This is a genomic window from Neoluteolibacter marinus (assembly GCF_014904755.1).
Taxonomy (GTDB): domain Bacteria; phylum Verrucomicrobiota; class Verrucomicrobiia; order Verrucomicrobiales; family Akkermansiaceae; genus Haloferula; species Haloferula marina.
Window position 1 is genome coordinate 14,671 of record NZ_JACZFQ010000038.1, and the last position, 13,288, is coordinate 27,958.

Annotated in this window: 13 protein-coding genes; all 13 read left to right on the forward strand. The window is 59.3% G+C overall.

The window, feature by feature from the left end; all coding sequences use genetic code 11:
* Positions 1–55: 55 nt before the first annotated feature.
* Positions 56–1,213 carry a polysaccharide pyruvyl transferase family protein gene (locus IG178_RS09235; protein ID WP_193212256.1) on the forward strand — a complete coding sequence of 386 codons (1,158 nt, stop codon included), beginning with the start codon at positions 56–58 and terminating at the stop codon, positions 1,211–1,213.
* Between the two features lie 79 nt (positions 1,214–1,292).
* Positions 1,293–2,111, forward strand: coding sequence for a hypothetical protein (locus IG178_RS09240; protein ID WP_226895226.1), 819 nt, complete (start codon positions 1,293–1,295; stop codon positions 2,109–2,111).
* 71 nt (positions 2,112–2,182) lie between these two features.
* Positions 2,183–3,106, forward strand: a complete 924-nt coding sequence (locus IG178_RS09245; RefSeq protein ID WP_193212258.1) for a glycosyltransferase — start codon at positions 2,183–2,185, stop codon at positions 3,104–3,106.
* A gap of 218 nt (positions 3,107–3,324) precedes the next feature.
* Positions 3,325–3,996: a capsular polysaccharide synthesis protein gene (locus tag IG178_RS09250; RefSeq protein ID WP_193212259.1), complete on the forward strand. Its 672-nt coding sequence runs from the start codon at positions 3,325–3,327 to the stop codon at positions 3,994–3,996.
* A 77-nt stretch (positions 3,997–4,073) separates the two neighbouring features.
* Positions 4,074–4,847, forward strand: coding sequence for an FkbM family methyltransferase (locus IG178_RS09255; protein WP_226895237.1), 774 nt, complete (start codon positions 4,074–4,076; stop codon positions 4,845–4,847).
* A 284-nt stretch (positions 4,848–5,131) separates the two neighbouring features.
* Positions 5,132–6,043: a glycosyltransferase family 2 protein gene (locus tag IG178_RS09260; protein WP_193212261.1), complete on the forward strand. Its 912-nt coding sequence runs from the start codon at positions 5,132–5,134 to the stop codon at positions 6,041–6,043.
* A complete protein-coding gene (locus IG178_RS09265; protein ID WP_193212262.1) occupies positions 6,040–7,254 on the forward strand; it encodes a glycosyltransferase family 4 protein in 1,215 nt (404 codons plus the stop codon). The genes IG178_RS09260 and IG178_RS09265 overlap by 4 nt, the downstream gene beginning before the upstream one ends.
* Positions 7,255–7,259: 5 nt before the next feature.
* Positions 7,260–8,705 carry a hypothetical protein gene (locus IG178_RS09270; RefSeq protein WP_193212263.1) on the forward strand — a complete coding sequence of 482 codons (1,446 nt, stop codon included), beginning with the start codon at positions 7,260–7,262 and terminating at the stop codon, positions 8,703–8,705.
* Positions 8,702–9,874 (forward strand): glycosyltransferase, encoded by a 1,173-nt coding sequence (locus IG178_RS09275; protein ID WP_193212264.1) that lies wholly within the window; start codon positions 8,702–8,704, stop codon positions 9,872–9,874. The genes IG178_RS09270 and IG178_RS09275 overlap by 4 nt, the downstream gene beginning before the upstream one ends.
* Positions 9,875–10,102: 228 nt before the next feature.
* The gene (locus IG178_RS09280; protein ID WP_193212265.1) at positions 10,103–10,654 is read left to right on the forward strand and encodes a YdcF family protein; all 552 of its coding nucleotides are present in this window, start codon (positions 10,103–10,105) and stop codon (positions 10,652–10,654) included.
* A 42-nt stretch (positions 10,655–10,696) separates the two neighbouring features.
* Positions 10,697–11,932, forward strand: a complete 1,236-nt coding sequence (locus IG178_RS26170) for a glycosyltransferase (protein WP_193212266.1) — start codon at positions 10,697–10,699, stop codon at positions 11,930–11,932.
* 257 nt (positions 11,933–12,189) lie between these two features.
* On the forward strand, positions 12,190–12,711 hold the full coding sequence (locus IG178_RS09290; RefSeq protein ID WP_193212267.1) for a WcaF family extracellular polysaccharide biosynthesis acetyltransferase: 522 nt from the start codon (positions 12,190–12,192) through the stop codon (positions 12,709–12,711).
* Positions 12,712–12,802: 91 nt separating this feature from the next.
* Positions 12,803–13,180, forward strand: a complete 378-nt coding sequence (locus IG178_RS09295; RefSeq protein ID WP_193212268.1) for a four helix bundle protein — start codon at positions 12,803–12,805, stop codon at positions 13,178–13,180.
* The last annotated feature ends 108 nt before the right edge of the window (positions 13,181–13,288 follow it).

Sequence of the window (13,288 nt, forward strand, 5' to 3'; positions counted from 1 at the left end):
CGTCGGCAACGGTCCCTATCGAAACAGGGGCTGCGAAGCCATTGTGCGCGGAACCATGGAGATACTGTCAGATGCCTTGGGTGACGGTGTCTCAGCGAGAGCCGGTATCATGGCTTCTCCAATCACCGTCGCAGAACAGGAGGCCGGCGAGCTCGATCCTAGGGTCACGAATTTTGCCGTGTCCCATGTCGGTGCCCGCCTATCGAGAAAGTGGTGGCTGGCTCAAGTGAACAAGCGACTGGGAACCCGCTTCCAAGATCACGTTAGGGATCTGAGCGGCAACTACCAAGGGGCCGGTGCCGCACTGCAGTTGGGCGGCGACAACTACTCTTTGGATTACGGTCGACCCTGGGGCTACATGGCAATCGACCGCTACTTGAAGAAACGCGGAGTTCCGGTGTTTCTCTGGGGTGCCTCAGTTGGCCCCTTCGACAGCGACCCAAGCTTCGCTCCGGCCATTCATGCTCACTTGAAGACTCTTGACGGAATCTTTGTGCGCGAAACCGAAACGCAGAACTACCTCGAGCGTCATGGTATTTCGGAGAATGTCCACCGGGTCGCTGATCCCGCCTTTGTCATGAAGCCTAGCCCGCCGAACGACCCGGAGGTCCGGGCGCTCGTCACGGACGAGATGATCGGGATTAACATCAGCCCGCTTGTAGCGCGTTTCGCCGACTCCGGAGAGGGGGGCATCGACGCTTGGCGAGGGAGGGCGGCCGAGATGGTCATTGCCGCTGGCCTAAAAACCGGACGGCCGATCCTTCTGATCCCTCATGTGGGAGCGCCAAAGCCAGACGAGGACGACTTCCACTTCCTCGAGAGCCTGCGGCAAACAATTGGCAATCGCGCCGGGGTGCCGATTGGGATCTTGCCTCCTCTGGGCGCGGCCGCCCTGAAGTGGGTGATTGGTCGCTGCGCCGTCTTCGCCGGGGCCCGGACCCACTCCACCATCGCAGCGCTCTCAAGTCATGTTCCGACTTTAAGTATGAGCTACAGCATCAAAGCGGTTGGTATAAACGAAGATATCTTCGGCCACCAAGAGTTCTGTCGTTCGGTCAAAACCCTCACAAAGGATGAGTTTGCGGACATCATAGGACGCCTTATTGACGAGGGGCCGGCGATACGCGCCGACCTTGAACGGCGGATCCCCGAAATCCAAACACTAGCTCGATCCGCGGGTCGGATCCTCGCGGAAACGCTGGCAGCTCACTGAGCGTGCCTGCTCCGCGTGGGGTCACCGTTGCACGGACGGGAGATCCAGTCGCAAATCATTTCCATTCTTCAGAATGACCGTGAGAAATCCAATTGCTACCTTTCTCTCGACCCAATCGCTCCCATTCCTGAGGGCCCGCACTTGGGTCGTTCTGCGAGTATACGAAGTGGCGGCTTACGCCGCCGATATGTTTGGGGCCCGAGGGACTGCTGATAAGGGAAACGTCCTCATCTATGGTCAGGGGCGCTCCGGAACGACCCTGCTCGAGGATCTGCTGTGTTCTACGGGCCACTTCACCGGTCATCATGAAGTGCTGAACACGGTTACACGCGAGGTGGCTTGGCCCGAGCGCTTTGTCCGTGGACTTGGGCGCAGACGGCGGAGTGGAAACCTCGTCGTTCACGTGAAACCAGAGCACCTATGCCAGTCGCGGAAGCGCCCGGTCTCACCGGGCGGCTTCCTTCAGACCATGCTCGATGACGGATGGACGATCGTCCATGTCGAGAGGATCGACGTGCCAATGCAGGTTCTGTCAAAGTATATAGCGAAGGCACGCGGCGCGTGGCACAAGTCAGACAATAGTGATGAGGTAGTCAGGCTTCACATTCCAGCTCAGGAGTTTCTAGCCAAGTGTAAGAGGTGCCGAAGCACGCTTGAAGCGGAGAGAAAAATCCTCGACCATATTCCCCACATCAGAGTCACCTACGAAGGCGACTTAGAGCAAGCAAGTATGCACCAAGCTGTGGTCGATCGAATTGTCGACGAGATCGGATTAGAGCGCAGGCCGGTGTCGACTCTCCTCAAGAAGATCAATCGGAAGTCATCGGCTGAGATCCTGACGAATATCCACGAGATCCGCTCCGCAATCACGGAAATCGGCCTTGATTCGGCTCTCTAGTCGGGCGGATCCCAGACCTAGCCTTAGAAAATCGGCAATGCACCTCTTCGGAGTCCGCCATGAGTCCCACAGTGTCCATCATTATTCCCTGCTACAATAAGGAGCGATATGTTGCTGCCGCGATTGAGAGTGCCCTTTCGCAGTCATATCCTGCCGAAGTGATCGTTGTCAACGATGGGTCGATCGACCGCAGCCTCGAGGAAATTGAACCCTTCGCCGACCGAATCCATCTCATCACCGGCCCTAACCGAGGTGCCAGTTCGGCACGCAACACCGGGATCGAATCGGCCACGGGGGAATGGATCCAGTTCTTCGACGCCGACGACATCCTCCCGCCCGAGAAAATCGCCGTGCAGATCGCAGCCATGGAAGGGGCCGAGAGCGATTCAATGGCTGTCTGCCCGTGGGCCCGTTTTTACGATGATGGGCGCATCGACACTCCAGATCCAAGACGCTTCTGGAACACCTACGCTGACGGACTCTCTCTGTTGGTCGACATGTGGTACGACGGGGGTTTCTTCCCTCCTCATTGCTGGCTGGTGCATCGCCAACTTATCCAAAAGGTTGGAGGCTGGAATACCCGGCTAACAGGTGATGACGACGGTGAGTTCTTCGGCCGACTTCTGGCTCAGGCAAGAGAAGTGCGATTCTGCAACGAAACTCAGGTATTCTACCGAGATCCGCCCGAGGGCTCAATCAGCAGTGATCGCTCATTGAAGTCCGCGCGTAGTTTCTTCGAAGCATTCGAGATTGTGTCCAAGTTGATCCTTGAGATCAGGTCTGATCGTCACGCCCGTAAGGCCTGCCTGAGTCGAGCTCGGAAGACAGCGTATGCTTGGCAAAACGTACCAGAGATAATTGGACGTGCGGCTGCATTTGAGGAGGAATGTGGAGTTTCCGGCTTTAGTCCATCGCTTCCAGTATGCGCTCGACTTCTAGCAGGTCTTTTCGGGATCCAGGGCGCGTTGCGGATCAAAAAGCAATTCCAAAGATAATCCGAAAGTATCATTGTCGCGGGGGAGGCATGTCAATAATAATATTTGTTCTGTATGCCGAATGGAATGGTTTTCAGTCTCTATTTTTAAATACTTGAGGATTTGCCAAAATGATTAGGTCTGCATTTATCCGGGCGAAGAGCAGTCGCTTTGGACCGCTTGTTTCACCCTCGCCTTTGGACGGACGAAGCGCCGATGATCTACCGCGTCGGATATTCATGTTCTGGGACGCCGGATTGAATGGCGCTCCTTATTTGGTTCGGAAGTGCCACGAATCCTGGGTAACTAGGAATCCTGACTGGGAGGTTGAGTTCCTAGACGCCGAGCAAGCCAACGCGATACTCGATCGTTCCGCGCTGCCTGAGGGCACACTTACTGCTCATTACGCCGACGTCCTCCGAACCCGATTGCTCCACGAGCATGGTGGCGTCTGGGCTGATGCAACCTCAATCTGCAATCTACCTCTGAACAATTGGATGCCTTCGATCATGCTGCAGGCTGATTTCTTTGCCTTTCGGGCGCCTCGGCCGGGACGAGTGTTGTCAAATTGGTTTCTTGCCAGCAAGCCTGGTGCTCTGATCATCCGGCGCTGGCTGGAAGCTACAGAACAATTCTGGAGCGGTCGTCGCCGCTCCACGAATCTCTATTACTGGCACGATTTCTCGTTCGAATGGTTGTGCTGGCGTTCAAGAGCTTTCCGAGAGGAATGGGCGAAAACACCGAATTTTAGCGCAACCCCTAGCCACCGCCTCCTCAAGCTTCAGATACTCGGACGGGATCCAGACCATGCTGACCTTAGCATAATTCGACACAGTTTCGTTCACAAGCTCTCTTGGAAGGAGGATTTTCGTCGAGATGTCATTGATAAGTTGGTCAATGGAGGTTCATAAGTCGCGAGTAAAATCGAGTAAGAGATAATTTGGTCCAGCGATCAATTCAACGTGAAATTTAAACAACTAAGATCAAAATGTCAAATTCCAGATCAACAAGCCAGAGAAAGAGTGGTCGCGCCTCGATACGTCGTATCTTGCGATCCGTGCGCTATCGGATATACCAAAAAATAAGTCTAAATGTCGTGCTCCATTCTCGGATCAAGTGGCGGCTATTGCGATATTACGAAGAGGGGAATATCAAAACGGTATATGATATAGGTGCGCATAAGGGGAGGTGGGCGCAATCTTTAGCGGAGATCATGCCTGATGTCCGGATAGTATTGTTTGAAGCGAATTCCACCCACGCCAAGGAGCTCGCGAATACCGGGCTCGAACATTTTATTGGAGTCCTCTCGAAGCCAGGAGTTAGCGAGGTCCAGTTCTATGCGACTGGCGAAAATACAGATTCAACCGGAGGTTCATATTACAAAGAAGTCACACCGCAGTATGATGGCACCGAACCCGTTGCAACCAAGGCGTCGAGCCTTGACAGCCTAGCGGAAACAAATAGTTTGCCACAGCCGGATTTCATCAAGATAGATACTCAGGGCTCGGAGCTCGATGTGATTGAAGGTGGAGTGCTCACTTTCCGAGGCGCGAAATGGGTTCTCATGGAACTACCTATACTGGAATATAACACGGGGGCGCCTAACATTGCTAGATATATCGAGCGGATGGGTGATATTGGCTTTCTCCCACTACAGATTGGAGAAATCCATTCGATCGGTCCAATTATTGTTCAAGTGGACTTTCTTTTTGTAAATAGATCTCTGCTTGAACCAGGTGTTATGAGGAGTCTTCGTTTGTAAATTAATTTGGCAGTTGATAGTTTCTGTTTAATAAGCTATTTCTCGAATGAGGGTCGTGCCTAGGATCGCATTCGGCCGAAAATTGGCATCGTGAAATCCCGTGCATTTGTTAAAAATATCATATGGAAGGATGAGTGAAATATGGTTTTTTGGATCACTGGATGAGGAGGTCCGATCGGTTAAAAGGATGTGCGCTTCTGGCGGGGTTTATTCTATGTTTGATGGTTGGAGTCAGGGGGGGGATTGGGGATCGATATATAAAATAGAGATAATAGAAATTCGGAATGAGTGCTGGATCAAAATGTGTTGGGTATATATCAGTAGTAATACCAACATATGATCGCTACGATTGTCTCACTGAGACGATCACAGCGCTGTTTTCGCAATCCGGTTGCGAAAGTGAAATTTTGGTCATTGATCAGACTCCCGTTGAACGACGCAACCCAGTGGGTTGCTCTTGGGGTAAACTTCGGTATTTTTCGCAAGTCAAGCCTTCTGCGTCTGCGGCGAGAAACCATGGTTTGCGCGAAGCAAAAGGAGATGTGGTGTTATTTATCGATGACGATGTAATCATTAAAGATTCGCAATTTCTCGTAAAGCACCTTCGACACTATAGAGATTCAGATGTCGTTGGTGTTGCGGGTTCGGCACCTGACGTCGGGCAAGATGTCCACTATGATCGTCATCGTTTCTTTAGAAACATCGGGCTTGGCTGGGCCTACTTCCCCTCGAATCAGGGCTGTCAGGCATGGCTGCGGGTCGGGAGGTCGAACAATCTCTCGGTGCGACGTAAGGAAGCTATAGCCTGCGGCGGCATGGATGAGCAGTATGAAAAGGGGGCTCATCGGGAAGAGGCGGATTTTGGTTTAAGGCTAACCCGGAATGGTGGGCGGCTAATCTTCGATCCATTTGCGTCTTTGGTGCACATCGGTAGTGCAGAAGGGGGGATTCGATCCTGGCAGCAGGGCGAGACGATCAAGGCTCTCCACCACATGGTCGGGGATCTCTACCTTTTGCGGCGACAGATTCCGCTTTCCCAATGGCCGGAGTATCTCGCCTTGTCGCTGCGCTATTTCGTGTTCCCGAAGGGCCCACGGACACCTTGGAAACATTGGACGACGGCTCTCCGACGCTACCTTAAGGCATGGCGGATCGCGGGACGGAAGATCAAGGAGGGACCGAAGTACCTGTCATGAGGATTTTGTGCATCAGCGAGCACTTCCATCCGCGGGTGGGGGGGACGGTCGAGTACGTGCAGCAGACCTGCAAGGCGCTGCTGGAACTCGGGCATGAAATCGAGTTGCTGGTCCCCGGCGATGGCGATGAGGATCCCGAGGACCTGCCTTATACCGTGACGCGGGTTCCTGCCGCGTGGCCGGCAGCCGGCGATCCGGACCGGGAGGCGCGTTACCGGTTCTGTCGTGATGCATCGGATCGCGCGCTCAGGATGGCGGAGGCGGGGAGGATCGACATCGTTCACGTGCTCTTCGGCCTCTTCGTCAATGAGACCCTCGACACCGCGGGACTGCAGAACCGCGGGGTGCGGGTGGTCACGACCATTCACAATGTGCCCCCACAAGAGTGTGGTCGATCCTGGCCGGGAGATCGGCGGCTGCCGCGAATCAAAGACCGGCTGCGCCTGAAGCTGGTGGCGGCGAAGAACCGGGCAAGATTGAGTCGCCACGACTACGATGCCTGGGTGGTTCCGAGCGGGATGGCCGCCGCGTCCTTGCGCGAGGTTCGGCCGGATGCCCGGATTGAAGTGATCGGGCACGGGTGTTCCGGCGAGCTCTTGGAACGGGTCGAGGTGCCGTCCTGCCGGGCTCCCGCAGCGGGCGAGCCTGTGCGCTTGCTCACGGTGGGAGGGTGGGTACCGCACAAGCGGCAGCACCTGATCCCAGCGGTAGCGGCGCGGCTGCGCGAGATGGGCGTGGCGTTCGTGTGGGAACTGGTGGGGCCTCCGGCGCGGGTGCCGCATTATCACGACTCGATCCGCCGCGATATCGCCCATCGCAAACTGGGTGAGCAAGTCCGGGTCCAGGGGGCGGTGCCCTTTGACGATCTGGTGGGTTACTATTCCCAGGCTCACCTCTACGTCCAGCCCTCGACGGAAGAGGGGTTTTGCATGACCGCGCTCGACGCCGCGGCGGCGGGCATCCCGGTGGTGGGTTGTCCGGCCGGGGCTTTGCCAGAGATCTGCCGGGCCAGTGAGGGTGTGCTGGTGCCCAGCGAGGTGGAGGATCTGGCGCGGGCAGTCCGGCACTATGTGGTTGCCGGACTGTGGCCTGACGATGCCCGGGGAGTGGCTCACGAGATCCGGCAGCAATTCCGGTGGAGGCAGGCGGGCGACGAGCTGTCCCGCCTCTACCTGGACGTGATCGGGAAGGAACAAACCGTGAAAAGCTGATTCGCATGGTATTTGGACACGGTATCATCGACTACATCGTGGTGGCGCTGGCGGTCGGCTGGTCGGCGTATCTCCTGTTGGTTCGTCCGCGGGACCTGCTGTTGTACCTGCCACTCCTGGTGACGGTCGACTTCTTCATTCCGCTGCTTTCGCAGCTTACGCCCGGGCGCCTGGTGCCACTTGTAATCGGTGGCTGGTGGTTCTATTCCGGCAAGACACCATTCCAAGGCCCTTTGGCGAAGGGGCTCGCCGCGGGTTTCGGAATCATCCTGCTCTCGACGCTGGGAGCTTTGTTGATCGGAGATTCCGGGGTGAGGCCGGTGATCCGTTCGCTCAATTATGTGAATCTGCTGATACTCTGTGGCTTCGCGTGGCAGTTTTCCCGTGGCAAGTCCGGCGTCCGGCGGCTCTTCGAGGGCTTCGCCCTCGCCGGTGTGGTGCATGCTGGCTACGCGTGCTACCAGGTCTTGGCCCACAAGGCGGGGCTACCCTACCGGGGCATCATCTATTCGGCCGGGGGAGTGGGAGCCGGGTCGATGTCGGAGGGTGGATTCCGTATCAACGGGTTCGCCGATGAACCCAAGCGATTGGGTCTCGTCTTGTTGGCGGGGACGATCAGCTTGCTGTACCTGGCGGCGCGGGAGCGGGACCTGACGAAGAAGCACGGTCTTCAGGCGCTGGGCGTTGTGGTCCTGTTGGTTTCGTTCCTGACCTTTTCCACCTCGTATCTCATCGCGCTGCTGCTATGGCTTCCCGCCTTCCTGTTGATTTCAACCCGGGGGTTCAAGTACGGGGTGGGGGTTGCAATCATCGCCTGTCTGGTGCCAATTTTCATGGCGGATACCGTGGGAAACTATCTGGTGACCCAGAAGGATCTCATGGAGAGCCGTGAGAAGGAAATGGAACTCGGTCTCGACGCCCAGAAGGTCTACCGGCAAGAGTTCTTCGCCGAAGATCTGCTCAAGACCAGCCCGGAGCTTGCGATTTCGGGGCTCGGGATGGGCCGCTACTACCGCGTCCTCAACGACAAGTATGGCTCGGGTGCCGGAATCGGGTTTTACGGTGATTTGCTGCCGCTGAACTCCCAGATCCTCGAGGTCACCTTTGATGCCGGTCTGCCCGGGGTGCTGCTCGTTTATCTTGGGGGGATTTGGGTGATGTGGCGGGTGAAGGAGCGCGGGACCACGGGATTCCTGCTGGCAATTTTGATCCTGTTTGAGTTGATCCAGAGTCTCTTTGTCCAGTCGTTTCCTTTGTTGATGATAGGATTGGGAGGGGCTGTGGCCTGGGCGGGACGGGACCGGCGGTCACCTAAGGCACGAGGCCGGAAGCGGGCCACCGTCTTGAGAAGGCCGAAGAAGGGGGGGAGCAAGATGGCACCGGAGATCACCGGTCCGGGAGCCGGGGGCGGAGTGAAATTCCGGCGAGCATTTAGACCGGGAGCATCGTGAGAATCATTCACACCCTGGCCTCCCTTGACCCCGCGACGGGTGGACCGGCGCGGTCGGTGCCGCAGCTTGCCCTGGCGCAGTCCGGGCTGGGGCATGAAGTGGGGCTGTGGGCCCCGGGGATGGACCATGGAGCCGGAACATGGCGGGTCGCGGATCTCGCGAGCGATGCGGTGGAAAGGATGCAGCTGCTTCCGGGGGAGTTCGAACAGGCCCTGGATTCCTTCGGGCGGCCGGACCTGGTCCACGACCACGGGATCTGGCTGCCCTGTCACCGGCAGGTGGCGAAAGCCTGCGCGGCGCGCGGCATTCCCCGCATCGCCAGCCCGCGGGGGATGCTGGAACCCTGGGCGCTGAATCACAAGAAGTGGAAGAAACGGGCGGCGTGGTGGCTGTACCAGAAGCGGGACCTGCAAGCGGCGGCGGGTCTTCACGCGACCGCGGACAGCGAGGCAAGGCAGCTGCGCCGGCTGGGATTGAAGGCACCGATGGTGGTTGCCGCGAATGGCGTGACGGTGCCCATTCTGGAGAGCGGGTTTTTAACCCGCTTTGATTCTCAAGAAGCGGGTTGCGAAGCGGGAGGGCTTCCTAACGGTTTTGGTTTTGAAGAAGCGGGTTGCAAACCCGCTCTCCATAGGACTGCGCTGTTCCTTTCCCGGATCCATCCGAAGAAGGGGCTGCCGATGCTGGTCGAGGCGTGGGCCAGGGTCCGGCCGGAGGGGTGGTCGATGCGGGTGGTGGGGCCGGATGAAGGCGGGCATCGCGGCGAGGTCGAGCGCTTGGTGGCAGGAGCGGGGCTGACGGATTGCTGGAGCTTCGCGAATTCCCTGGAAGGCGACGACAAGTGGCGTGCGATGGCCGCGGCGGACCTGTTCGTGCTGCCGACCCACAGCGAGAATTTCGGCATCGTGGTGGCCGAGTCGTTGGCCTGCGGGGTACCGGTGATCACGACCACGGCGGCACCGTGGCAGGGACTGCGGGACCATGGCTGCGGCTGGTGGGTGGAACCGGATGCCGCGGCGCTGGGGGCGGCGTTGGACGAGGCCACTCGGGTCGAAGCGTCCGGACTTCGCGAAATGGGACGGAGCGGCCGCGAGTGGATGGCGGCGGACTTCGGCTGGGAGGGGATCGCGCGCAAGATGGAGGCGTTCTACCAGGAGGTGGCAGGCTGATCGCTGGTGGTGGGATGGATGAAAAGCAGGGCGCAAAGAGCGCGAAGTTACAGAGGGGACGAAGCACACGTTGTTGCAATTGCTCGAACAATGGGAGCGAGATGCCGAGAAGGGGATGTCCGAGAATCCTTCGCGAACTTTGCGGTCTTCGGTGGAAATCGCGGTCAAAGTTCTTCGCCTCACCCACAGTGCCGGGTCGGCCGGCCTTCCGCGGCACTTCCTTGAATCATGAAACAGCGCCGGCGACGGATCATTGCGATGGGCTTGTTGCTGGCCGCGGCGCTTGGCGGGCTGGTGAGTTCCGTTCCGGTGACCGTGGCGGGCGGGCCTCCGGGAGACTTCGACGTGCAGGTGGTGCTGGGTGGCAATACCCGGGAGCGGGCGGAAATCAGCCACCGCTTGTGGCTCCGTCGCCGGACGCCGGTGATCGTTACCGGCGATGGCGGTTACACGATCCAGGACCTGCGGGCGCGCGGCGTGCCGGCATCGCGGCTGATCCACGAGGGCAAGGCCCGCACGACCTACGAGAACGCCGCCAACACGGCTCCGATGCTGAGGCAAGGCGGCTATGGCAGGGTGGTGATCGTCACCTCGGATTATCATGCGGCACGGGCACTTTCCTGTTTCCGCAAGGTGATGCCGGAGCTTGAATTTTCCGTCTGCACCACGCCGGCCGAAGAGCGGTCGGCGTGGGAGAACTTCCAGCTTCGCCTGCGTGAGCGCGGCAAGCGTCTCGGGTATGCCGTGATCCACGGGGTGCCCGCGTGGGCCAGCCCATGACCCTTTTCTTTTCTGAACCCAAGGACTGCTGATCATCCGCCGGTGGTTGTCGCCCAGCTCGGGGCGCGGGACCACTATGCCTTCGCCCGGGCCCTGAAGCGGGCCGGGCGCCTGCGTGCGTTGGTGACCGATTTCTGGTGGGACCACGGGTTCCGCCTCCCCGGATCCGCGGGCCGCCGGATGAGCGGGCGCTGGCATCCGGACCTGGCCGCCGCGGAGGTTCTCCATGCCAACGCTGCGACCCTTGCTTTCGAATGGCGGGTCCGGTCGAAGGTGGGCAATCACTGGGATCCGATCCTCGCCCGCAATGAGCATTTCCAGCGCCAGGCCCTGAAGTTGATGGCGCGACGTTTTGACCACTCGAGTGGCATCGGTGATCCGGGCGGCGGCGTGCTGTTCAGTTACAGTTATGCGTCTCGGGAATTGTTCCGCTGGGCGCGCCGGAGGGGCTGGAAGACCGTGCTGGGGCAGATCGATCCGGGGCCGGTGGAAGACCGGATGGTCCGCCGTCTGGTGGAACGCCACCCCGGTTTCGCCGGATTCCAGGCGGCGGCTCCGCCAGGGTACCATGAAAACCTGAGGGAGGAGTGGGAAATGGCGGATGCGATCGTCGTGAACTCCGGATGGAGCTACGAAGCCTTGCGGTCGGAAGGGGTTCCGGCGGAGCGGTTACACGTGGTCCCGATCCCTTACGAAGCGCCGGAACGGTCCGCCTCGCGGCGCCGGTATCCGGAACGATTCACGCCGGCACGGCCGCTGCGCCTGTTGTTTCTGGGGCAAGTGAACCTGCGGAAGGGCGTGGCGGAGCTGCTCGGGGCTATGGCCCGGCTGGCGGATCAGCCGGTGGAGCTTCACCTGGTGGGACCCGCGGGACCTCCGGTTCCGGATCGCTTTGCAAATCTGCACAATGTCTTCTGGCGGGGCGCCGTGCCGCGACAAGATGTGGGCGCCCTGTTCGACGCCGCCGACCTTTTTGTCCTGCCGACGCATTCGGATGGCTTCGGGCTGACCCAAGTGGAGGCGCTGGCGGCCGGACTCCCGGTTTTAACCTCGAGTTCCTGCGCGCGGATCGTCGATGATGGCCGGAGCGGGCAGGTCCTCGAGGTCGTCGACGAGGCGTCGATCGCGGCGGCCGTTCGCGAGGTGTTGCGGGAGCCTTCGATCCTGGCGGGGTGGGCCCGTTCCTGTGCGCTACCCGAGGCGTCCAGGATGGACGGGGTTGGCCGGCTTTTGAGCGCTCTGGTCGATAATCTGGCTGCCGGTGGTCCGTCGGAGTGAGGGAGTCACGGGCGCGATTGCGCGGTCAGAGCCTCCTCGCCTGGATGGTTGCAAGCGGTAGGGTCGGACGTCCCCGGCCGATCGGAACGGTCCTGGCGGCCAGCCACTTTTCCGACTCGCGGCCGACCGGGGGCGGTCGGCCCTACCCGCGCTGCCGCGCGATCCCCAATCTCCAAGCGACCCTAAAATGAGGTGGTCCTGCCTTGGGGCCAGGTTGCCTGGGGCGACATGGTTGCAAGTCTCAGCATTGAATCCCGATGATCGATCTCGCGAAATACAACAACGACGCTTTTTCACGCGGAGCCCCGGCGTGGAAGGAAGGCCTGTGGTGGCTGGTACGCAGCCTGTTGTTCGCCGCTTGGTTCCCGGTGCCGTCGGCGCTGAAGGTCGCGGCCCTGCGGGCCTTCGGGGCAAAGATCGGGAACCGCGTGGTGATCCGCTCGCGGGTGAACATCACCTTTCCGTGGCGCTTCGAGTGCGGGGATCATGTATGGATCGGCGACGAGGTCGGGATCTTGTCGCTGGAGCGGGTGAAGATCGGAACGAATGCCTGTCTTTCCCAGCGGGCTTATCTTTGCACGGGCTCGCACGATTTTTCGAAGGAGACCTTCGATCTGATCACCCGGCCGATCGAGATCGGCGACGGCTGCTGGGTCGGAGCGCATGCGTTCGTCGGTCCCGGCGTGACGATGGGCGAAGGGAGCCGTTGTATGGCGGGCGCGGTGGTGGTGAAGAATGTGCCGGCGGGTGCGACGGTCGGCGGGGTGCCGGCGGTCTGACGACCGGTTGTCGGTTGTCGGTCCGGGTTTCTGGCCTCTGTGCCGCTTTGCGGCGTTGTCTGTAGTCCGTTGTCCGTTGAAGGCTGCTGCTATGATTGTGAGGCAATTCGAGGACTTGGAGGTGTACCAGTTGGCACTGGCTCTGCAACGGGACATTTTTGCGCTCACGAGGCGATTTCCAAAGGAGGAGATTTATTCGTTGACCGATCAAATTCGGAGATCGTCCAGATCGGTAGCGGCGAATATTGCGGAAGGCTGGCACAAGCGCCGCTATCCGGCGCATTTCGCTTCAAAGCTCACCGACTCCGATGGCGAAGCGGCTGAAACGAGGCACTGGGTTCAGACGGGATTGGACTCGGGCTATCTGTCGGAGGAAGAGTTCCGCGATCTGATCGATCGCTACCTGATTGTCGGCGCGAAGCTTGGCAGCATGATTCAGAACGCGGAGAAGTGGAAGCCGCGTGAGTGAGCCGGTTGTCCGTGGCTTCCGTTGTCCGTTGTCCGTTGTCCGTTGTCCGTTGTCCGTTGTCCGTTGTCCGTTGTCCGTTGTCCGTTGTCCGTTGTCCGTTGTCCGTTG

Bases quoted from the DNA above. Each gene is read 5' to 3' on its own strand.
- IG178_RS09235 (WP_193212256.1), top strand. From the start codon at position 56: ATGGAGATACTGTCAGATGCCTTGGGTGACGGTGTCTCAGCGAGAGCC.
- IG178_RS09250 (WP_193212259.1), top strand. From the start codon at position 3,325: ATGTTCTGGGACGCCGGATTGAATGGCGCTCCTTATTTGGTTCGGAAG.
- IG178_RS09255 (WP_226895237.1), top strand. From the start codon at position 4,074: ATGTCAAATTCCAGATCAACAAGCCAGAGAAAGAGTGGTCGCGCCTCG.
- IG178_RS09260 (WP_193212261.1), top strand. From the start codon at position 5,132: ATGAGTGCTGGATCAAAATGTGTTGGGTATATATCAGTAGTAATACCA.
- IG178_RS09265 (WP_193212262.1), top strand. From the start codon at position 6,040: ATGAGGATTTTGTGCATCAGCGAGCACTTCCATCCGCGGGTGGGGGGG.
- IG178_RS09270 (WP_193212263.1), top strand. From the start codon at position 7,260: ATGGTATTTGGACACGGTATCATCGACTACATCGTGGTGGCGCTGGCG.
- IG178_RS09280 (WP_193212265.1), top strand. From the start codon at position 10,103: ATGAAACAGCGCCGGCGACGGATCATTGCGATGGGCTTGTTGCTGGCC.
- IG178_RS09290 (WP_193212267.1), top strand. From the start codon at position 12,190: ATGATCGATCTCGCGAAATACAACAACGACGCTTTTTCACGCGGAGCC.
- IG178_RS09295 (WP_193212268.1), top strand. From the start codon at position 12,803: ATGATTGTGAGGCAATTCGAGGACTTGGAGGTGTACCAGTTGGCACTG.